The 22,599-nt window shown below is 75.3% G+C and carries 3 protein-coding genes (1 of these 3 only partly in view); all 3 read right to left on the bottom strand.

The features are described from left to right. Tightly spaced (each overlapping or abutting the next), the 3 genes in view from ABFY07_RS00715 to ABFY07_RS00705 form a layout consistent with a single transcriptional unit that may run on beyond the window. On the bottom strand, positions 1–4,680 hold the 5' end (the start) of the coding sequence (locus ABFY07_RS00715; RefSeq protein ID WP_346172509.1) for an SDR family NAD(P)-dependent oxidoreductase. It extends 10,359 nt beyond the left edge of the window; only the first 4,680 of its 15,039 coding nucleotides appear in the window; it begins with the start codon at positions 4,678–4,680; its stop codon lies beyond the left edge, outside the window. Continuing rightward, positions 4,677–14,000, bottom strand: coding sequence for an amino acid adenylation domain-containing protein (locus ABFY07_RS00710; RefSeq protein ID WP_428836825.1), 9,324 nt, complete (start codon positions 13,998–14,000; stop codon positions 4,677–4,679). The genes ABFY07_RS00715 and ABFY07_RS00710 overlap by 4 nt, the downstream gene beginning before the upstream one ends. Continuing rightward, positions 13,990–22,599 (bottom strand): SDR family NAD(P)-dependent oxidoreductase, encoded by an 8,610-nt coding sequence (locus ABFY07_RS00705; RefSeq protein WP_346172507.1) that lies wholly within the window; start codon positions 22,597–22,599, stop codon positions 13,990–13,992. Before ABFY07_RS00705 ends, ABFY07_RS00710 begins: the two co-directional genes overlap by 11 nt.

Genomic DNA, 22,599 nt, shown 5'->3' with positions numbered 1-22,599 from the left:
CCGGACGGCCTTGCCGCGGCGCGGCACGCGAGGCGCGCCGGCGGGCGCGGCGGAGGCTTCCGGTCCGGGTCGGGGGGCGTCCGGTTCGGGCCGGGGGGTTTCCGTCAGTTCGGCCGCGTGGTGGCCGGCGAAGTAGTCGGCCAGCTCGCCGAGGGTGGCGTACTCGAAGAACAGCGTCTTGGACAGGCCGGCGAAGTGGCGCTCCAGTTCCGCGTTGAGCCGGGTGATGCGCAGCGAGTCGATGCCGTAGCGGTCGAACGGGGTGTCCTCGGCGAGTTCGCCCGGCTCGAGGCGTGTCTCCTGGGCGATCAGCTCGCGCAGCAGCCGCAGGGCGGCGGCGCGTGCCCGGTCGGCGTCCCCCGCGCCGGCGTCCCCCGCGCCGGGGGCACCGGAGGCGGGGGCAGCGGCCGGGGGCGCCGGGTCGGCCGGGGCGGGGGCGGCCAGCGCGGCGACGATGGCGTCGGTGTCGCCGTAGGCGGCGACCAGGGCGCCGGGGGCGCCGAGCGCCTGCTCGAAGAGGGCGAGCCCGGCCTGGGTGGGCAGCACCCCGAAGCCGGTGCGGGCGGCGATCTCGGCCGTCACCTCGGGCGGCTGGCGCATGCCGCCCTCGGCCCACAGCGGCCACGCGATCGCGGTCAGGCCGGGGCGGCGCTCGGCGTACGCCTCCAGGAAGGCGTTGGCGTAGGCGTAGTCGGCCTGTCCCGCGCTGCCGATGTGGGCGGCGATCGAGGAGAAGGCGACGAAGAAGTCCAGCGGGTCGTCCGCCGTGGCGTCGAGCAGCGCGCGCAGTCCGGCCGCCTTGGGGGCCAGCACGGCGGCGAGGTCGTCGGCGGACTTGGTCAGCGCGAAGCCGTCGCGCAGCACCCCGGCGGCGTGGACGACGCCGTTGACCGGCCCGAACTCCTCGCGGACGGCGGTCAGGCAGGCGGCGACGGCCCGGGCGTCGCCGACGTCCACCCGGCGGTACGCGATCCGCTCGTCCAGCTCGCCGGGGGCGGGCCCCGATCCGCGGCCCAGCAGCACCACCCGTCCCGCGTTCCGCTCCAGCAGCCGGCCGGCGACGAGCCGGCCCAGTCCCCCGGCCCCGCCGCTGATCACATAGACCCCGTCGGCGCGTACGGGCGCGGGCTCGGTGCGGGGGGCCTGGACGGCGTGCGGGACCTGCCGCCCCGACCCGGTGTAGCCGACCTCCACGTCACGGCCGTCCCCGGCCAGCTCGGCGGCGAGGGCCGTGGCCTCGCCGGCCTCGTCCACGTCCTGGTCCACCCCGATGACCTGGAGCGCGAGCAGCGGGTTCTCGGCCCGCACGGTCCGGGCGAAGCCGCCGAGCGCCGCCCGTTCGGGCCGTGCCCCGTCCGCGTCGTGGCGGTGGATCAGCAGGACCCGGACGGGAGCGGTGGGGCGGTTCCGCAGCAGCCGCCGCACCAGGCGCAGGACGTCCGCCGGGTCGGGCTCGTCCACCAGGACGGCGTCCGGGACCCCGGGTATCCCGTCCTCAGCGCCCGGGGCGTACGCGGCGACCTCCCCGGCGCCCCGGGCGGTCAGCGGCTCGGCCAGCGCGGCGCGGCGGGCCGGGTCGGCGGCGACGACGGCCCCGGTGGCGACGCGCCGCCCGGCGTCCTCGGCGTCCTTGGCGGGGGCCGCGGTCCAGCGGCGGACCAGCAGCGCCGATCCGGCGGGGCGGGCACGGTCCAGCACCCGTACGGTGAGGTCGCGCAGTCGGGCCAGCGGCTGCCCGGTGGCGTCCAGCACGGTCACCTCGGCGCGCGCGGCGCGGTCGGTGAGCCGGTCGACCGTCACATGGGCGCGGCAGGCCCCGGTGACCGGGGCGTGGACGGTCAGCTCGCCGAGCGCCATGGGCAGGAAGCCGCCGGCCGCCTCCCCGTAGGACCGGGCGAGCAGCACCACCACGGCATGCAGGGCCCCGTCCAGCACGGCCGGGTTCAGCCGCACGCCGTCCAGTGAGGCGCCGTCGGGGAGTTCGAGGGTGGCCAGGGCCTCGCGCTCGCCGAGGGTCACCTCGGTGAGGGAGCGCATCCGGGGCCCGTAGTCCAGGCCACGCGCCCGCAGCAGGTCGTAGGCGTCGGACCCGCCGATCGCCTCGGGGCAGCGGCCGGCCACGGCGACCAGGTCGACCGGATCGGCCGGCCCGGCCGGCTCGGGGTGGATCTCGCCGGCCGCGTGGACGCGGTCCTCCTCGGTGACCTCGAAGCCGAGGCCGTCGTGGTCGCCCCAGAGGGACACCAGGGCGGTGCGGGGGCCCGAGGCGAAGGACAGCGGACGGTCGAAGGAGACGCCACGCAGCCGGACCGGCCCGCCGACGGCCAGCTCGCCCGCCGCGCGGACCAGTTCCAGGTAGGCGACCGCCGGCAGCACGGGCTCGCCCCCGACCCGGTGGTCGGCCAGGTAGAACTCGGCGCCCGACCGCGTGCAGCGGTAGGCCAGGGTGTCCAGGGTGGAGACGTTCTCGTCCAGCAGGGGGTGCGGCCCCCGCCCGCTCCCGGCCGCGTCCGAGGCGTGCGGGCCGGGGGTCGCCGGGCCGTCCATCCAGCAGCGGCGGCCTTCGAACGGGTAGGTCGGCAGCGGCACCCGGCCCCGGTCCTGCCCGGCGAACCAGGCGGCCCAGTCGACCTCGGCCCCGGCGGCCCAGGCGCGGGCGACCGCGTCCCAGGGGCCGTCGGCCGCCCCCAGGGCCAGGCCGCGCACCTCTTCCCGGGCCCCGCGCAACGCGATCCGGGACCCCCCGGCGGGTACGGGCGGCTCGGCGGGTACGGGCGGCTCGGCGGCGGCCGCGGCCGCCCGGGCGGCGCCGTCGGCCAGGGGGAGGGCCCCGGTCACGCACGCGGCCGCCAGGGCGGCCGGGCCGTCGCCGTGGACCGCGACCGGCCGCAGCCCCCAGCCGAGCCAGAGCCGGCCCAGCGCGTACTGGAGGGCGAACGCCTGTCCGCTCTCGCCCCGCTCACCGGCGCCGGCGGCCAGCGCCGCCGTGTAGTGCTCGGCGAAGGCGGGCTCGGCGGCGCCCCATGCCTCCGCGAGCTCCGCCGCGCCCTCGACCCGCTCGGCGAAGACGAGGGACACCTCGCCGGTGCCGGGCTCCGCGGGCACCGGCGCCGTGCGCAGCGCGCCCGCGAGGCCCGCGCGGTCGGCTCCGCGGACGGCCAGCCGGTACTCGTGGGCCCGCCGGCCCACCGCCAGGGTGTAGGCGACGTCGGCCAACGCCGCGGCCCCCTCATCGGCGAGCCCGCTCTCCAGGTGCTCGGCCAGTCGGTCGGCGGCCGTGCGCAGCGCGGTGGGCGTCCGGGCGGAGAGGACCAGCACCTGGGCGGGGCGCGAGTCGCCGGTGGCCGGCGCCGGCGGCGCCTGCTCCAGCACGGCGTGGGCGTTGGTGCCGCCGATACCGAAGGAGCTGACGCCGGCCCGCAGCGGTCCGTCCCCGGTCCAGGGCGCGGTGGCGGTGCTCACCGTGAACGGGCCGGCGGCGAAGTCGATGGCGGGGTTGGGCGCGTGGAAGTTCAGCGTGGGCACCAGTGTGCGGTGCTTCATCATCAGCACGGTCTTGATCAGGCCGGCGACGCCCGCGGCGGCGTCGAGGTGGCCGATGTTGGACTTGACCGAACCGATCGCGCAGAAGCCGGTGTCGGGGGTGGCCGCCCGGAACGCCTTGGTCAGGGCGGCGACCTCGACCGGGTCGCCCAGCCTGGTGCCGGTGCCGTGGGCCTCGACGTAGCCGATGGTGCGCGGGTCGACGCCGGAGACGGCGTGCGCCTCGCGGATAACGGTGGCCTGTCCGGCCGCGCCGGGCGCGGCGAAGCTGACCTTGCCCGACCCGTCGTTGTTGGTCGCCGTGCCCTTGATGACGGCGTGGACGGTGTCGCGGTCGGCGAGGGCGTCCCGCAGCGGCTTGAGCACCAGGACGCCCACGCCGTTGCCGAGCACGGTGCCGCCGGCGTCGGCGTCGAAGGCGCGCACATGCCCGTCCGGGGACAGGATCGCGCCCTCTTCGTAGAGATAGCCGCGCGTCTGCGGCAGTTTGACGGTGACGCCCCCGGCCAGGGCCATGTCGCACTCGCCGTTGATCAGCCCCTGGCAGGCGAGGTGGACGGCCACCAGCCCGGTGGAGCAGGCCGTCTGGACGGCGTAGCTCGGCCCCTTCAGGTCGAGCTTGTAGGACAGCCTGGTGGCCAGGAAGTCCTTGTCGTTGCCGACCATCACCGCGAAGTGGTTCGAGGTGGTGGTCTGGTCGACGCGGGGCAGGACCTGCTGCTGGAGGTAGGTGTTGATCGCGGCGCCGGCGTAGACGCTGATCAGCCCGCCGAAGCGGGACGGGTCGTAGCCGGCGTGCTCCAGGGCGGCGTGCCCGGTCGTCAGCAGCAGGCGGTGCTGGGGGTCGGTGATGTCGGCCTCGGCCGGCGTCAGCTCGAAGTACCCCGTGTCGAAGAGGTCCACGTCCGGGATCACGCCGTGCGCCGGGACGTACGCGGGGTCGTCCAGCAGCCGGGCGGGGATCCCGGCCGCCGCCAGTTCCTCGCGGCTGAAGCGGGTGATGCCCTCGCGGCCCTCGCTGAGCAGCCGCCAGAAGGAGTCCAGGTCGTCGGCGCCGGGGAAACGCCCCGCCATGCCGATGATCGCGACATCGGTCTCGGCCACCGGCGCGTCCTCGGGGAGGTGCGGACTGGTCACCGGGTCTGCTCCCCTTCGCTGGTGTTCGTCTGCGCCCACAGGTGTGCCAGGTCGCTCTCCGGGGCCCGTGCGATCCGGTCGAGCAGCAGCTCGTAGGACCGGGCCATGCCCTCGGCGGTCCGCGAGGTGAACAGGTCGGTGCTGTACTCCAGGGTTCCGTGCAGCCCCGAGGCCGTCTCCTGCGCGGTGAGGGTGAGGTCGTACCTCGCCGTGCCGGGGTGGGCCGGCAGCGGCACGATCGCCAGGTCCCCCGGCTCGCCGTCCGCGTCCGCCGCCTCCGCCTCGGGTTCCGGGGAGGGGATCAGGTTGAACATCACCTGGAACAGCGGGGAGTACGCCGGATCGGGTTCGGGCGCCAGGGCGGTGACGAGATCCGCGAGGGTCACGTCCTTGTGGTCGTGGGCCTGCGAGACGACTTCCCGGGCCTGCGCCAGGACGTCGGTGAAGGCGCGCTCGGGGGTGGCCTTCAGACGCATCACCAGCGTGCTGACGAAGTAGCCGACGACACGTTCCTCCTCGGCCGTGGGCCGGTTGGTGACCGGTGAGCCGATCGCGAGGTCGTGGTCGTCCGCGTGGCCGCCCACCAGGACGGCGAACGCCGACAGCAGCGTCATGTAGAGCGTGACGCCGTGCTCCTGGCCGAGCCGGCGCAGCCGGGTCAGCAGGTCGGACCCGACCCCGAAGTCCACCGAGGAGCCCCGGTAGGACTTGACCGGGCACCGCGGGTAGTCGGTGCGCAGCGACAGGCACGCGGGCAGGCCGGCCAGCCGGCTCCGCCAGTAGGCGCGCTGGCGGTCGAGTTCTGCGGGGTCCGTCGCGGCGCGCCGGCGCGCGGCCTCGGCGTACTGGAGCGGCAGGGGCGCCAGTTCCGGCTCCTCGCCCCGGCTGAACGCGCGGTAGAGGGCGAGCAGTTCGGACAGCACGATCCGCACCGACCAGCCGTCGAAGACCCCCCAGGGCCGGGTGAGGACGACGACGTGCCGGTCGTCCGACTGGGCCAGCAGGTGGGCGCGGAGCTGGTGGCGGCCCTCCGGTGGGAAGGGGCGCGCCCGTTCGGCCGCGAGCCACTCGGCGAGGGCCTCGTCGCCGATGTCGCCGGTCTCGAGGACGCGCATCTCGAACCCGGTGGCGTCGTTCACGCGCTGGGTGACGGTGCCGTCGCGGCGGATGTAGCCGGTGCGCAGCACCTCGTGGCGTTCGATCAGTGCCCGGACGGCGCGCGCGTAGGCGTCGCGGTCCAGGGGGCCCTCGACGCGGAAGACGATCTGGACGTTGTCGTGGGCGCTGCCCAGGTGCTCGGGCCGGTTCAGGAACCACAGGTCCCGCTGGAGCGGGGCCAGGGGCGCCTCCTCGCCCTCGCGGCCGGCGGCGGCCTCCTGCCCGGCGGCTCCCTGCCCGGCGGCCTCCTGCCCGGCGGCCTCCTGCTCAACGGCTCCCTGCCCGGCGGCCTCCTGCCCGGCGGCCTCGCCCGTGGCCTCGGCGGCGGCCGGCACCGGCTCCAGCGCCTCGGCCATCTCCTCCACGGTGGCGCCGGAGAGGATGAGCTGGAGCGGCAGTGCGGCGCCCATCTCCTTCTTGACCCGCATGCCGAGCCGTACGGCCATCAGGGAGTGTCCGCCGAGGTCGAGGAAGCTGTCCCGGATGCCGACGCGGCTGTGCCCGAGGACCTCCGCGACGAGCGCGCTGAGCGCGCGCTGGGTGTCGGTGCGCGGGGCGACGTAGACCTCCTTGGCCACGTCGTCCTCGTCCGGTTCGGGCAGCGCCCGCTTGTCGACCTTGCCGTTGGGGGTGAGGGGCAGCTCCTCCAGGAGCACGAACCCGCTGGGCACCATGTACTCCGGCAGGGCGGCGGACAGGTGCTCCTTGAGGGTGCGGGCCATGGACGGGCCCACGTCACCGATCCTCGGGAAGTTCGCCAAGTGGGTGGCGCGGTAGGGGGCGCGGGCCCGGGCGCGCGGCGGCTCGCCCCTGCGGAACACCAGGTCCAGGCCGTCGAGCCGGTCCTGCGACCAGGTGGCCGCCACCTGGTAGCCGAGCTCCTCGGCGTGGCTCAGGGCCGCCTCCAGCGCACGCGTCTCCTCCGCGGCCCGCGCGGACAGCCGGGCCCCGTCGCGCAGCGGCTCGATCTCCCGGGCGGGTGAGAAGCGCGCCAGTTCCTCGCAGATCCGCACGTCGTCGGCGACGCGGGGGTTGGTCAGGCCGGTGACGCCGAAGTGGTCGGGGGCGTCGTCGTCCAGCAGGGCGCGCAGCTCCGCCGGGGTGGCGGCCTGCCGCCAGACGACGGGCTCGGGGGACTCGACGGACAGCGCGGGCCCCTTGGTGAGGACCACGTCGTACCGGTAGGCCAGCATCTCGTTGTCGCCCACGCCGCGCTTGACCATCAGGTCGACGGCGCCCAGCTCCGGGAACCGCTCGGGCAGCTTGGTGAAGTACGTGGGGCTCAGCAGCAGCTCGGACTCCTGCCGGCGGCGGCGCTGCACCTGGGCGGCCAGCGCTCCGGCGGTGGTGCGGCCCCCGGGGCGGCTGCGTTCGATCGCGCCGATGTGGGCCGGGAGCAGGTCCAGGTTCCGCACGTCGCCGATGAGGACACGCCCGCCGTCCTCCAGGAGCGGAAGCAGCCCGGTGAGGGCCTCCTCCAGGTAGAGCCGGTTGGGGAAGTACTGGACGACCGAGTTGATCACGATCGTGTCGAAGGCGGCCTTCGGCAGGTTGCCCACGGACAGCGCGTCGCCCTCGCTCAGCGTGACGTGTGACCAGCCCCGGCGCTCCACTCCCCGCCGTACGCCGTCCAGTGCCCGGGCCGACAGGTCCAGGGCGTGCACCGACTGGCAGGCCTCCGCGTAGCGGAAGAGCAGCAGCCCGGTGCCGCAGCCGACTTCCAGCAGGCGCTTGGGCCGCAGCTCCTCGATGCGGCGGACGGTGCCGTCGATCCACTCGCGCATCTCGGCTTCGGGGACGGGCCGGCCGGTGTAGCTGCTGTCCCAGCCGGCCAGGTTCAGGTCGTCGGCGGCGTCGCGCGGGGCCCCGGCGTACTGGTCGTCGAAGACCCGCTGCCACTGGTCGAGCAGGTCGGCGTTCATCTCCTCGGCGGCGCCGTCCAGCCAGCGGGCGGTCGGGCTGACGTAGGCGACGAGCGCGCGGCTGCCGTCGGTGGTCTCATGCGGGACGACGACGGCCTGGGCCACCGCGTCGTGCCGGGAGAGCCCGGCCTCGATCTCGCCGAGTTCGATGCGGAAGCCCCGGATCTTGACCTGGTCGTCGTTGCGCCCCAGGTATTCGAGCGACCCGTCGGGCAGCCGCCGCACCAGGTCGCCCGTGCGGTACATCCGCGCGTCGGGGCCGCCGTGGAACGGGTCGCTCAGGAAGCGCTCGGCGGTCAGTTCGGGGCGGCCCAGATAGCCGCGGGCCACGCCCTCGCCGCCCACGTACAGCTCGCCCGCCACTCCGGCCGGGACCGGCCTGCCATGCTGGTCAAGCACATAGGTCCGCAGGTCCGGGATGCGGTGTCCGATGGGGCTCGCCGAGCCCCGGGTGTCGGCCTCGGACAGCGGCCGGTAGGTGACATGGACCGTGGTCTCGGTGATCCCGTACATGTTGACCAGCTGGGTGTCCCGGTTGACCGGGCGGGACATCCACGGCGTCAGTGCCGCGACGTCCAGGGCCTCTCCGCCGAAGACGACCGCGCGCAGCCGGTGCGGCGCGCCGTCCTCGCCCTGGGCCGCGATGAGCTGCCGGAAGGCGCTGGGCGTCTGGTTCAGCACGGTCACGCCGGCCGAGCACAGCAGGTCGTAGAACTCCGCGGGGTTGCGGGTCACCGCGTGCTCCACGACGATCAGGCGGCCACCGTGGAGCAGCGCGCCCCAGATCTCCCACACGGAGAAGTCGAAGGCGAACGAGTGGAACAGGGTCCACACGTCCTCGCCGCCGAAGCCGAACCACTCCTGTGTCGCGGTGAACAGCCGGGTCACGTTGCGGTGTTCGACCAGCACGCCCTTCGGTGTGCCGGTCGAGCCGGAGGTGTAGATGACGTAGGCCAGGTCCGTGGGCGAGGAGCCCACCTCGGCGCGCGTGAGATCGCCCTCCGGCCGGTCGGCCCACCGCGCGGCGTCGGCCCGCAGGTCGACCACCGGGATGCCGGGGTCCGCCAGGCCGTCGGGGGCCTGGCCGTCCACCAGCAGCACCCGGGGCGCGCTGTCCCGCAGCACGAAGTCCAGCCGCTCGACGGGGAGGGCCGGGTCGAGCGGTACGTACGCGCCGCCCGCCTTCAGCACCGCGAGGACGCCGACCACGATCTGCTCGCTGCGCGGCAGGCACAGGGCCACCAGCACATCGGGGCCCACCCCCAGGTCGCGCAGGTGGCGCGCCAGCCGGTTGGCCCGCTCGTTCACCTCGCCGTACGTCAGCGACCGGTCGGCGCACTCCACCGCCACGGCGTCGGGCGACCCGGCCGCCACGTCCTGGAACCACTCGTGCAGGCACCGGTCGGGGGACGCGAGGCCCGGCGGCCGTTCGTTGTCGGCCACCACAAGTCGCCGCCGCTCGGCGGCGGGCAGGACGCCCACGTCGAGCGCGCCGGTCGCCGCGCCGTCGTCCTCGGCGAGGGCCCGGACGATCCCGGACAGCGCGGTCTCGACGTAGCCCGCGATCGCCTCGCACTCCACCGCGTCCTCGACGATGACGTGCAGCGACAGTTCGCCGCCGAAGTCGTCGAGCGAGACGGTCAGCGGGTAGTTGATCGCGTCGGCCTCGCCCAGCCAGCGCAGTCCGTGGTCCTCGAGCCGGGGTGCCGCCGCGTCGCCGCGTTCGAAGTGGCGGAAGTTGACGACCGAGCTGAACAGCGCGGTGTCGCCGTCCATGCCGCTGCACCGCTGCGCCAGGCTCAGCGGGCTCTGTTCCCGGGCGATCAGCTCCTGGAGCCCGGCGTCCACGTCCGCGACCAGGTCGCGGACGGTCCGGCCGGCCAGTCGCACGCGCAGCGGAAGGGTGTTGACGAAGTTGCCCAGCATCCGCTCCACGCCGGGCACGCCCTGCAGACGGCCCGACATCACGGTGCCGAACACCACGTCGTCGCGCCCGCTGGTGGCGGCGGCGACGCACGCCCAGGCGGCGTGGAAGAGGCAGGCCGGACTGACGCGCAGGCGCCGCGCCCGGTCGCGCACCTCGCGGGTGAGGTCCTCGGGCAGGGGGCGGCGCAGCTGCGGGTACCGGTGGGCGTCCCCGCGCACGTTGGTCAGTCCGAACGGCGTGGTCGGCTCGGTGACGTCCCCGAGGGTGGCGCCGAAGTAGCTCTCGGCGTCGTCCGAGGCGAGCTGGTGCACGGTGTGGGCGACGAAGTCGCGGTACGGGGCGGGCGCCGCGAGCAGTTCGGCGCGGCCCGTCAGGTGGGCCGCCAGCTCCTCCAGGGTCAGCCGCAGCGAGGTGGCGTCCTCGATCAGGTGGTGGGCCGTCAGCAGCAGGTAGCGCCGCTCCGATCCCGGGTCCTCGGCGACGACGAGGCGCAGCAGGGGCGCCCGGTCGACCGCCATCCCGTCGAGCCTCTCCAGCAGGGCGCGCGCCTGGCGCTCGGCGTCCTCGCCCGGGTCGAGCCGGGTGCGCCGCACCGTCAGGCGGGCCGTGCGGTACACCACCTGGACGGGCTCGGGCAGGTCGGCGGTGAGCACGGCGGTGCGCAGCACGTCGTGGCGGTCGACGAGCGCCTGGACCGCCCCGGTGAACGCGGCGCAGGCCTCCTCGTCGTCGGCGACCAGCAGGATGGACACCAGGAACGGGTCGCTCGCCGGGTCCAGCAGGTGGTGGAAGAGGATTCCCTCCTGGGCGGAGGCCAGCGGGTAGATGTCCTGGACGTTGGGCGCGCCGCCGGGCACGGTGGCCACGATGGCGTCGATCTGGTCCTGGCTCAGCTCGGCCAGGGGGAGCATGTCGGGGGTGACGCGCTCGCACCCGAGGGGGATCAGGTTCCGCGGCACGTCGTAGCCGGGGCCGGCCTCGGCCGCGTCGAGTTCCGCCGCCAGGTCCGCCAGGGTCGGCGCGGCGAACACCGCGCGCACGGTGGCGGGCAGGCCGTGTGCCCGCAGCCGGGCCACGAGCACGGTGATGAGCAGGGAGTGGCCGCCGAGGGCGAAGAAGTTGTCGGTGGCGCCGACGCGTCCCTCGTCGAAGCCCAGCGACTCGGCCCACAGCGTGGCGAGCAGCCGCTCGGTGGCGGTGCCCGGCGCCACGTAGTCGCGCCGGGCGAACGCCTCGATGCCGGGGGCGGGCAGGGCCTTGCGGTCGAGTTTGCCGTTGGCGGTGAGCGGCAGGGCGTCCAGCGTCACGAAGGCGCTCGGCACCATGAACTCGGGCAGCGTGCCGGCGCAGTGCCGGGCCAGTTCGGTGCGCAGGTCGGCCGGTGGCCGCTCGTCGTGCGGGACGGTGTAGGCGACCAGCCGCGGGTTGCCCGGCTGGTCCTCGCGCAGGACCACCGCGCACGCCCGCACCGCGGGGTGCTCGGCCAGCCGGCGCTCGATCTCGCCCGGTTCGACCCTGAAGCCGCGCAGCTTGACCTGGTCGTCGGCGCGGCCGAGGTACTCCAGGGTGCCGTCGGGCAGCCATCGCGCCAGGTCCCCGGTGCGGTACATCCGGGCGCCCGGCTCGGCGGTGAAGGGGTCCGGCACGAACCGTTCCCGCGTCAGCTCGGGCTGGTGCAGATAGCCGCGGGCGAGGCCGGCGCCGGCGATGTAGAGCTGGCCGGCGCAGCCGATGCCCTGCGGCCGGAGGGCATCGTTCAGGACGTAGAGCCGGATGTTCTGGATCGGCCTGCCGATGGGCACGGTACGCGGCGCCGCGCCGGCCGGGCAGGTCCAGTGGCTGACGTCGACGGCGGCCTCGGTGGGCCCGTAGAGGTTGTGCAGGGGCGCGGTGTGGCGCGCGTAGTGGTCGGCGCACACGTCGGGCGGCAGGGCCTCGCCGCTGCTGAAGACCCGGCGTAAGGAGGTGCACGCGGACCAGCCGGGTTCGGCCACCACCTGGCGCAGCATGGAGGGCACGAAGTGCACGGTGGTCACGCCGAACCGCTGGATGGCCGAGAGCAGGCGGCCGGGGTCGCGGTGGGCTTCCGGTTCCAGGACGGCCAGGCGTGCGCCGGACAGCAGCGGCCAGAAGAACTCCCACACCGACACGTCGAAGCTGAAGGGGGTCTTCTGGAGGACGACGTCGTCCTCGGTGAGGCGGTACTCGTTCTGCATCCATTCGATGCGGTTGACCGCCGCCCGGTGCTCGATCATGACGCCCTTGGGGCGGCCCGTGGAGCCGGAGGTGTGGATGACGTACGCCAGGTGGCCCGGGCCGGGTGCCGGCCCGGCCGGCGGGAGGCCGTCCGCGCGTTCCCCGGCGTCCCGCCCGGTGGCGTCCCGCAGGGCGCCGTCGCGGTGCAGGGTGAGTACATGCGTGGCGCCCTTGAGGGGCTCGGGCTCGATGTGCGGCTGGGTGAGCACCACGTCGACGCGGGAGCTCGCCACGAGGTCGGCGATGCGGGCGCCCGGGTAGGACGGCTCGATGGGCAGGTAGGCGCCCCCGGCCTTGAGGATGCCGAGGATGGCGGCGACCATCTCGGGTGAGCGCTCCGCGCACAGGCCGACCGGCGTGTCCGGTCCCACCCCGTGCCGCCGCAGGCCGCGGGCGACGCGGTCGGCCCAGGCGTCGAGCTCGGCGTAGCTCCAGGTGCCTTCGCCGTCCTCCAGTGCGATGCGGTCGGGGTGGCGCGCCACCTCGGCCTCGAACAGCTCGTGCAAACAGCGGTCGTCCGAGAAGGGGCGCGCGGTGTCGTTCCAGCCCTCCAGGACCTGGTGCAGCTCCTCCTCGCCGAGCATGCCGAGCCCGGAGACACGCGCCGTGGGGTCGGCCGCGATGGCGGCGAGCACCGTGGTGTAGTGGCCGATGAAGCGGCGGATGGTGTCCCGGTCGAACAGGTCGGTGTTGTACTCGACGGTGCCCGCGAGCCCGTCAGGCGTCTCGCGCAGGTCGAGGGTGAGGTCGAACTCGGTGTGGCTGACGTCGGACTCGACGGGCGACACGGACAGCTCGCCCACCCGGAACTCGCGCGCGGTGAGCGCCTCCTGGAGGACGAACATGGTCTGGAAGACGGGCGAATGGCTGAGGCTGCGCTCCAGCCGGAGGGAGTCCACCACGGCCTCGAAGGGCACGTCCTGGTGGTCGTAGGCCTCCAGGGCGGTCTTCTTCACCCGGGCCAGCAGCTCGGGGAAGCCCGGGTCGCCCGACAGGTCGGCGCGCATCACCAGGGTGTTGGCGAAGAAGCCGATGAGCTGTTCCACCTCGAGCCGGCCGCGGCCCGCCACGACCGTGCCGACGGCCAGATCGGTGCGGCGGGTGTAGCCGTGCAGCACCACGGCGTAGGCCGCCAGCAGGGTCATGTAGAGGGTGGCGTCGTACCGGCCGCCGATCTCGCGCAGTGCGCCCAGCAGTTCGGCCGGGCAGGAGAACGACTCGCTCGCCCCGTGGTACGTCTTGGCCGGGGGGCGGTCCCGGTCGGCCGGCAGCGACAGCGTCGGATCGACTCCGGCGAGCTGCCCGGTCCAGTACTCCACCTGCCGGGCCCGTGCCTCGCCGTCGAGCCATCGCCGCTGCCATTCCGCGTAGTCGGCGTACTGGACGGGCAGCGGCTCCAGAGGGTCGGGCCGGCCGGTGGCGAACGCCTCGTACAGCGCGGTCATGTCGCGGACGAAGACGCCCACCGACCAGCCGTCGGAGACGCTGTGGTGCATGGTCACCAGCAGGATGTGCTCCCGCTCGGCCTGCCGCAGCAGCCGCGCCCGGATCAGCGGGCCGCGCTCCAGGTCGAACGGCTCGGCCGCCTCCCGCGCGCATATCCCCGGCAGGTCCGCCGGGTCGCCCAGGTCCTCCTCGCGGACCTGGAAGTCGCCGCCGTCGCCGATGTGCTGGTACGGCACTCCGTCGCGGTCCACGAAGCGGGTGCGCAGGACCTCGTGCCGGAGCACCACCTCGTGGAGCGCGCGCAGCAGCGCGGGACGGTCGAGGCGGCCGGTGAGCCGCATGGCCATCGGGATGTTGTGGTGCGCGCCGCTGCCTTCGAGCTGCGCCAGGAACCACAGGCGCCGCTGGGTGAACGACAGCCGGACCGGGTCGTCGGCCGAGCGGGGCGCCCGTGGGATGGTGTCGACGGCGTCGAGCCCCGTGAGATCGACGCCCTGCTGGCCGAGCAGCGCGATCAGCGCACGCTGCCGGTCGGCGGGGAGGGACCGGATCTTCCGCATCAGGTCCTGGCGGGTGACGCTCACTGTTTCCCCCTGTGCGCTAGCTCTCATGGGTCAGGGCCTGCAGTTCCTCGTCGGTCATGCGCTCGATACGGCCGATGCTCTCCAGGACCAGGTCGATGTCGAGCGCTTCCGCTTCCGCGTCCGCCGGCGCGGGCGGCAGGCGGCGCTCCACCTCGGCCGCCAGCTGGGCGAGGCGGGGAGCCTCGAAGACGGCCTGCACGGACAGGTCCACGCCGGTCCTCCGCTTGAGGAGGTTGCTCAGGCGGGTGGCGAGCAGCGAGTTCCCGCCCAGCGTGAAGAAGTTGCTGGTGGCGCCCAGGCTGTCGGAGTCGACCCCCAGCACCTCCGACCAGGCGGCGGCCACGGTCCGCTCGGCGCCGTCCCCGGCGTGGTTCCCGCCGTCGCCCTCCGTGCCGGTCTCCGTGCCGCTCTCCGGCTCCGACCGGCCGCCCGGCGGGTCCGGCGGGACGGGTACTGGGCGGGCGTCACGACCGAGCCAGTGGCTCCCCGGTTCGAAGACGGTCGCCGGCACCGGCAGCAGCCGGCGTGGCCCGTCGTGCAGCCCGCGCCACGGCACCGTGACGCCCCGCACCCACAGCCGGGCGAGCTGCTCCAGGTCGCCGTCCTCGACCAGGCCGGTCAGGAACGCCTCGGCGCGCGCCCCGGTGAGGACCGAGGAGAGCAGCCCGGACTCCTCCTCGGCGTTGCCCCGGTGGACCGGCGCGGCCTGGTCCGCGTCCCCCGATCCGCCCGCCAGATGGCGCGCCAGGGCGTCCCGCAGCTCCCGGGGGGAGCGGGCCACCACGGCGAGGCGCTCGGGGAAGGCCTCGCGGCCCACCTGCGAGGTGTACGCGAGGTCCGCCAGGTCCATCGGGCCGTCGCCGTCCAGGGCGTCGTGCAGCCGCCGGGCCGCCGTCTCCAGCCGCTCGGGGGTGTGGGCGGAGACCACCACGAGCTGCGGTCCCGTCTCCGGCGGCGTGGCCGGCGCGGCGGCCTCGGCCGGCGGCGCCTCGACGACCAGGCAGACGTGGCTGCCGCCGGCCGCCACCGAGTTGACGAGCGCCCGGCGCGGCGCCGGCCGGCCCCCCTCGCCGGCCGGCTCGCCGGAGGTCCAGGGCGCCGGCTCCTCGCACAGCCGCAGCGGCGTGCCGTCGAGGTTCACGTGGGGATTGGGGGCACCGGTCCCGGCCAGCGGCGGCAGCTCCTCGTGCCGCATCTGGAGCACGACCTTGGTGAGCTGGGCGATGCCGGAGGCCGCCTCCGGGTGGCCGAGGCCGGACTTCACCGTTCCGACCGCCACGGGCCCCGCCGCGTCGCGGAACACCTCCCGCAGTGCGCCGACCTCGACTTCGTCCGAGAGCGGCGAGCCGTTGGCGGCGGCCTCCACGTATCCGATCGAGCCCGGCTCGGCGCCCGCCCGCTCCAGCGCCCGCCGCATGACGTTCACCTGGGTCCGGTGGCTCGGCGTCATGAAGCCGGTGGCCCGGCCGCCGTGGGCGGAGGCGGTGCCGGTGATGACGGCGTGCACGGTGTCGCCGTCGCGCAGGGCCGCCCGAAGCGGCTTGAGCAGCACCGCGCCGACGGCCTCGGCGGGCAGATAGCCGTCCCCGTCGCGGAAGCTGCGGCTGCCCGGGTGGCTGCCGAGCAGCCCCATCTCGGACAGCGCCCGGTACTTGTCCGGGTGGACCGTCAGGTTGACGCCCCCGGCGACGGCCAGCTCGGCCTCGCCCCGGCACAGGTCGGCGCAGGCGAGGTGCACGGCCATGGCCGACGAGGTGCACATGCTGTCCACGGCCAGGCTGGGGCCTTCGAGGCCGAAGAAGTGGGAGACGCGGTTGGCGATCAGGTTGTACGAGGCCGCCGAGGTGAGCGCCGCCAGCCCGGGGTCGGACCCGTCCGCCCGGTACATCTGGTACGCGGCGCCCACGTACACGCCGACGCGCCGGCCGTAGCGCCGCTCCACGACCTCCTGGGTCACCCCGCCCTGTTCCAGCAGCTGCCACACGGTCTCCAGGAACAGCCGCTGCTGGGGGTCCATCGCCGCGGCCTCGCGCGGGGAGATGCCGAACAGCAGCGGGTCGAAGCGGTCGATCCCGTCCAGGAACGAGCCCCACATGGCGCGGTCCGCGCCGGCCGGGTCCGGATCGGTGCCGTACAGGCGCTCCCAGCGGTCGGCCGGAACGCCGGTGACGCAGTCCCTGCCGGCCCGGAGATTCGCCCAGAAGGCGTCCAGGTCCTCCGCGTGCGGATACCGCCCGGCGAGGCCGATGATCGCGATCTCCTCGCCCTCGCCGGGCCGCCGCGCGTCGGCGGGGGGCGGCGCGGGGGCTCGGACCAGGGCGGGTGCGGGGGGCGGTGCCGGGGCCCGGACCAGGGCGGGGGCCGGCTCGGCCCGGGGCTCGGGCGCGGGCGTGGGCTCGGGCGCGGGTTCGGGTTCGCCCACCAGCGCGCGCAGGGCTGCGGCGTGCTCGGCCGCGAAGTACCGCGCCAGCTCGCGGACGGTCGGTGCCTCGAAGAGCAGCGTCCGGGACAACGTGCCGAACTGCTCTTCCAGTTCGGCGACGACGTTCACCGCGATGACGGAGTCCATCCCGTACCGCTCCAGGGGCACCTCCGGGTCCAGCCGCTCGGGGGCGAGCTTCATCGCTCCCGCCAGCACCTGCCGCAGCCGGCCCACCGCCCGGTCCTCCAGCGCCCGGTCCGCGCCCCCTCCCGCGGCCGGTGCCGGGGCCGGAGCCGCCGGTGGGGCGGCCGGGACCGCGGGCCGGGCTGCGTCCCCGTCCGCGGCGGCCCATGCCCCGGCCCCGTCCGCGGTGAGCCGCGACAGGGCGTCGCGCCGGCCCGCGAGGACCAGCAGCCGCCCGTGGTCGAGGCCGTTGTCCTCGGGGGCCAGGGCGCACCGCAGAGCCCGCAGCCCCCGGGCGGTGTCGAGCGGAGCCAGGCCCAGGCCGCGCAGCCGCTCCCCGGCCTCTCCCCCGGCCCCCATGCCGCCCTCCTCCCACAGCGGCCAGTTGACGGACACGGTCCGGCCGCTGCGCAGACCGGCGTGGACGAGGCGGTCGCGGTAGTCCGCGTAGGCGTCCATGAACGCGTTGGCCGCGGCGTAGTCGGCCTGGCCCGGGTTGCCGAAGGCACCGCTGGCGGACGAGAAGCACAGGAACGTCTCCAGCGGCTGGTCCCGGGTCAGCTCGTCGAGGTGGACGAGCCCGGCGACCTTGGGCGCGAGCACCCGGGCCAGCTCCTCAGGGGTCTTGCGGATGACGAAGCCGTCGTGGATGACCCCGGCGGCGTGCAGCACGCCCGTCAACGGCCCGTGGGCCCTGGCCACATGGGCCAGCAGAGCGGCGACCGACGCCCGGTCGGCCACGTCGGCGCGCCGGTAGTCCACCGTCAGGCCCTGGGCGCGCAGGGCGGAGAGCGCGGCGCGCCTCGTCTCGTCCAGGGGCGAGCGTCCGACCAGGACCACGGTGGCCCGGCCGACCGAGGCGCCGATCTCCCGCGCCGCGATCAGGCCGAGCCCTCCGGCGCCCCCGGTCAGGAGGTAGACGCCGCCCTCCCGCCACGGCGCGGGCGCGGGCCGGGGCGCGGAGATCTCCACCAGCGCGCCCGCGTACCGCGAGCCGTCGCGGTAGCGGACCTCGGGCTCGGGGTCGTGGGCGGCCGCCTCGGCCGTCAGGCGGGCGGCCAGGGCGGTCGGCGCCGCCCCGTCCAGGCACTCCACGTACTGGCCGCGCAGGGCCGGGTTCTCCAGGCCGGCCGTCCGCAGCAGGCCCGTCAGGCCGGCGAAGCAGGCGAGGCGGTCCCGCTCGTCCGCGTCGGCGGCGCCGGCGAGTGCCACCTGGAGCAGCACCGGACGTCGCGGGCCCCGTTCCAGGATCTCCCGGGTCAGGGCGAAGACCTGCCGGGTCACCTCGGTGAACAGCCGGTCCAGCGGGCCCTCTTCGAGTTCCGCGAACCGGCAGGCGACGCGGGCGGGCAGCGCGGCGGCCAAGGTGCCGCGCTCCTCGGCCGTGAGCCGGCCGATCACCACCAGGTGGTGCTCGGCGAACGCCTCCCGCTCGGTGAACGTCTCCCGCTGGGCGGGGGCGATCTCGCGCGCCGCCCAGACCGGGCGCAGCAACACCATCTCGTCGGCCATCTCGGCGCCTCTCTCCTCGGACCGCGCCGGCTCCGGCTGAGCCACGGCGCGGGGTGCGGGCGGTTCCTCGGGGGCGCCGCCGGCGGGCAGGTCCAGCCAGCACCGGTCGCGGGCGAAGGGGTAGCCGGGCAGGCTGACGCGGCGCGGGCGCGTTCCGGGCGGGTACGCCGCCTCCCACGCCACCTCGGCGCCCCCGGTCCACAGGGCCGCCAGCCGGTCGGGGGCGCCGCCGGCCCGCCACTCCCGCAGGGCCGACTCCAACGCCTCGCCGCTCTCGGCGGCTCCCCGCTGCCCATCGGGGCGGGCCGTGCCCCGGGCCCACGGGCCGGGCCGCCCCGGCTCGGAGGCGAACGACTCCAGCCGCGTCCTGGCGTCGTCCAGCGATGCGGCGGAGAGGGCCAGCCGCTCCTCCAGCGCCATGCGTCCTGTCTGGAGCGTCCAGGCCACGGGAAGCAGGTCGTCGTCGGTCAGCTCGGCCAAGCGGGCGGCCAGTCTCCGTGCCTGCTCCACGAGTTGGTCCTCGCTGCGGGCGGAGAGGACGAGCAGCGCGGGCAGGGTGCGAGCCGGGAGCGCGTCGCCGGGGGCGGGCGCCGGGACGTACTCCTCGATGATGACGTGGGCGTTGGATCCGCCGGCGCCGAAGCTGGACACCCCGGCGATCCTGGGGAACGTCCGTTCCTCCCCGCCGGCCGGGAGCACCGGCCGCCGCCACGGCTCCAGGCGCTGCTGCACCCGCAGCGGCGTGGGGTCGAGGTCGATGTGCGGGTTGAGCGTCGCGGAGTGCAGGCTCGGCACCAGTTCCCCGTGCCGCATCTGCAGCAGCACCTTGGTGACCCCCGCGATGCCGGCCGCGCTCTCGCCGTGACCGATGTTCGACTTCACCGAGCCGATCGCGCAGTGCCGGGGGGCGCCGCCCGCCCGGAAGGCCTTGAGCAGGCCCTCGATCTCGATCGGGTCGCCCAGCGCCGTCCCGGTGCCGTGCGCCTCCAGGTAGCTGAGCGCGCGCGGGTCGACGCCGGCGGCGGACAGGGCGGCGGCGATGACCTCGCCCTGTGCCACCGGGTCGGGTACCGAGTAGCCCGGGCTCCGCCCGCCGTGGTTCACGGCGGTTCCCTTGATCACGCCGTGGATGTGGTCCCCGTCGGCGACCGCCCGAGCCAGGGGCTTGAGCACGACCGCGCCGACGCCCTCGCCCGGTACGTAGCCGTCGCCGCCCTCGCCGAAGCTGCGGCAGCGCCCGTCGGTGGAGAGGAAACGGCGCTGGCCGAGCATCAGGTACTTGTTGGGGTGCGGGGTGAGGTTCACCCCGCCCGCGATGGCCGCCTCGCACCGGCCGGTTCTGATGGCCTCGCAGGCCAGGTGGATCGCGGTCAGCGAGGAGGAGCACATGGTGTCCACGGCCATGCTCGGCCCGTGGAAGTCGTAGAAGTACGAGACGCGGTTGGCGATGGTCGACGCGCTGCCGGACAGGGCGACCGGGTGGCCGCGCTCCTGCGCCTGCGCGCCGTAGAGCTGGTACTCCTGGTACATCACGCCGGCGAACACGCCCACGTCGCCCGACCGGCCGAGCCGTTCGCCGGTGTATCCGGCGTCTTCGAGGGCGTGGTGGGAGGCTTCGAGGAACAGCCGCTCCTGCGGGTCGAGGTAGTCGGCCTCCAGCAGGGAGATCTGGAAGAACAGCGGGTCGAACCGGTCGATGCCGTCGAGGAACCCTCCCCACCAGGTGTCCGGGTCCGCGCCGCCGCCCGTGCCGCGCTCGTATCCGCGGTCGCCCCAGCGCTCCGTGGGGGCCTGGCGTATGCAGTCCCGGCCGGAGCGGAGATTGCGCCAGAACTCGTCGAGGTCCGCCGCCTCCGGGTAACGACCGCTGACGCCGATGATGGCGATGTCGGTGCGGTCCGGTCCCGGCCCCTCCGCGTGCGTCCGGTCGCGTGCGGTAACGCTCGCGGCGGGCCCGGGGCGCTCGGCCATCTCGGCGCGCTCGGCCACGTCGGGGCGCGGGGCCGTCCCGGGCGCGGTGTCCGGCGTGTCCCCGGCCGGGCGCAGGGCCCGGGTGCTCAGTCCGCTCAGGTCCGCGCACACCCGGCCGTCCTCGTCCAGCACGGTGACGTCCAGGCGGCTCGCCGGGCCGTCTCCGCTCCCCCGCTGGTGCCGGACCCAGGCGTAGGCCCTCGCGGGGAGGTCGGCCGGTGCGGTGAGGTGTCCCAGGGCGAACGGCAGGGAAGGGCCGGCCGTCTCGTCACCACCGGGTGCCGCCGCCAGCCACAGGCCGATGGTGGCCTGGAGCGCGCCGTCGAGGAGGCTCGGGTGCAGCCGGCACGGGCCCACCGCCTCCGCCTCGGCCGGCAGCCGCAGCTCCGCCAGCGCCTGGGGCCGTCCCTCCTCGTCCGTGCCCACGCCCAGCTCCACCAGGGAGCGCTGCGCGGGCCCGTAGTCCATGCCCGCCCGCGCGTACAGCTCGTAGACGCGCGCGGCGGGGAACACCGCCTCGGCACACGACGCCCGTAACGCCGCCAGTGACGGCAGATCTCGGTCGGTGGCTTCCGGCAGGCTCGCCCGGCCTTGGCCGCACAGGGTGCGCTCGCCGTCGGCGAGGCTGTGGATCGTGTACGTATAGCCGCCCTCGGGCCGCGGCTGCACGGCCACGCGCAACTCGAGCCCCTGCGCGCCGCTCAGGGCAGGTCGCAGCCACACCACGTCGTCCAGCCGCACCCGGTCGGCCAGTTCCTCGGCCGTCCCCGTGGCCCCCCCGGCCCCGGCCGCGACCCGGGCGACCGCCGCGCGGGCCATCTCCAGCTGGGCGGCGGCGGGCAGCACGCGGCTGCCCCGCACCCGGTGATCGCTCAGGAACGACTCGTCGCCGGTGAAGCGCGTCTCGTGGACGACGCTGCCGTCGCCCTCCCCGTCCGGTGCGAGGCGGTGCAGCAGCGGATGGGGGCGCGGCGCGGACGGCGTCCGGGCGGCGGCCCCGGCCGGCGGCTCGCCGCCGAGGTCCCGGTGGGCGCCGGCCAGGTGCTCGGCCACGGCCCGCACGGTCCGGTGCTCCAGGAAGACGTCCGGCGTGAGGGACAGCCCGTAGCGGTCGTTCAACCGGTCGGCCAGTTTCGCCAGCTCCGTCCAGCCGAGCCCGAACTCCTCCAGATCGGCGTCCGGGTTCACCTCCTCGGCCGCCACCGCGAGCAGCGCGCAGACCTCTTCCACGACCGCCCGGCCGAGGGCGGGGAAAGGTTCCTGCGGGTCGGCACCGCCCTCGAAGGGGACCTCGCCCGGGGGCCCGGCCGCCGTGTCGGGGGCCGGCAGGCGCTCCGTCAGCCAGGCCGCGAGTGCGCCGATCGTCTTGTGCTCGAACACGATGGTCGGGGAGAGCTGGCAGGACAGCCGGTCCTCCAGCTCGGTCACCAGGGTCATCAGGTCTGCCGAGGCGAGCCCGAGTTCGTAGTAGCCGGCCCGGATGTCGACCTGCCCGGCGGGCCGCCCCAGGCGGGCGGCGACCAGGTCCCGCACGACGGCCACCAGGTCCCCGGGGGCGGTGGCGGGAGCGGGTCGCGCCTCGGCCGCCGAAGGCGCCGGGGAGACGGCGGGGGCGGCCGGGGCCTTCGAAGCCTCCGATGCCTCCGGGGCCTCCGGGGCGGGGCGGGGCTCGCGCACGTCGAGGGCGGAGGCGGCGGGGACCCGCTTGGCGACGAACCGGCCGACCTCGGCGACCTTGGCCCCCGTCTGGTCGTAGAACTCCACCGTCAGCCGGATGAGTTCGTCGTCCCGCCGCACGGACGCGGCCGGCACCCTGACGTAGCACCGGGTGCCCAGGGAGGCCGTCGTCCGGAACGCTTCGAATGCCAGCGGCAGATACATCCCCGGGCCGTCGTCGCCCTCGTGCAGCAGGCCGGTGGCCACTCCGCCACCGAGCAGGCCCGACTCGAACAGCGCGGGGTGGAAGAGGAAGGCGCCCGCCGTGTCGTGGTGGGCCGGGGGGAGTTCCAGCTCGGCGATCCAGTCCTCGGTGCGGCGGTGCACCACGCCGCCGATCTTCATCAGGCCCGAGTGGACCAGTTGGTGCCGGACGCACCACGCGTAGATCCGGTCGAGCGGGATGGTCTCGGCGGCTTCGGTGAGCGGCAGCGGCAGGCGGCTCCCGGCGAGGGGCTCGGTGCGGCGGTGCGCGGTCGCGACGGCGTGCGCGACATCGGCGGTGTCCTGCGGGCGTCGGCTGCGGACCTCGATCCGCCATCCGCCCGCCGGCGCGGGACGCCCCTCCACGGTGACCTGCACCTGGTCCTCCGCGGTGGCGACCAGGGGCGCCAGAATGGTGAGGTTCCGTAATTCCACATCCGACGCACGCAACCCGTGCCGTTCGAGTACCTGGAGCACCAGGTCCACATAGCCGACACCTGGCAGCAGGCTCCGCCCGTACACGACATGACCGCGCAGCAGAGGATTGTCGGCCGTGACGGTGAAGGTATCCGTGAAAGTGCCGGTGAAGGTGTCGGTGGAGCTGCGCGATTCGGTCAT

It is taken from the genome of Streptomyces sparsogenes subsp. cuspidosporus, assembly GCF_039532705.1.
GTDB classification, from domain to species: Bacteria; Actinomycetota; Actinomycetes; order Streptomycetales; family Streptomycetaceae; genus Streptomyces; species Streptomyces sparsogenes.
The sequence above is the reverse complement of the archived record's forward strand: the minus strand, read 5'-3'. Positions and strand labels throughout refer to the sequence as shown.

Excerpts from the sequence above, each read along its gene's own strand:
- ABFY07_RS00705 (WP_346172507.1), bottom strand. The coding sequence starts at position 22,599 with ATGACCGAATCGCGCAGCTCCACCGACACCTTCACCGGCACTTTCACG.
- ABFY07_RS00710 (WP_428836825.1), bottom strand. The coding sequence starts at position 14,000 with ATGAGAGCTAGCGCACAGGGGGAAACAGTGAGCGTCACCCGCCAGGAC.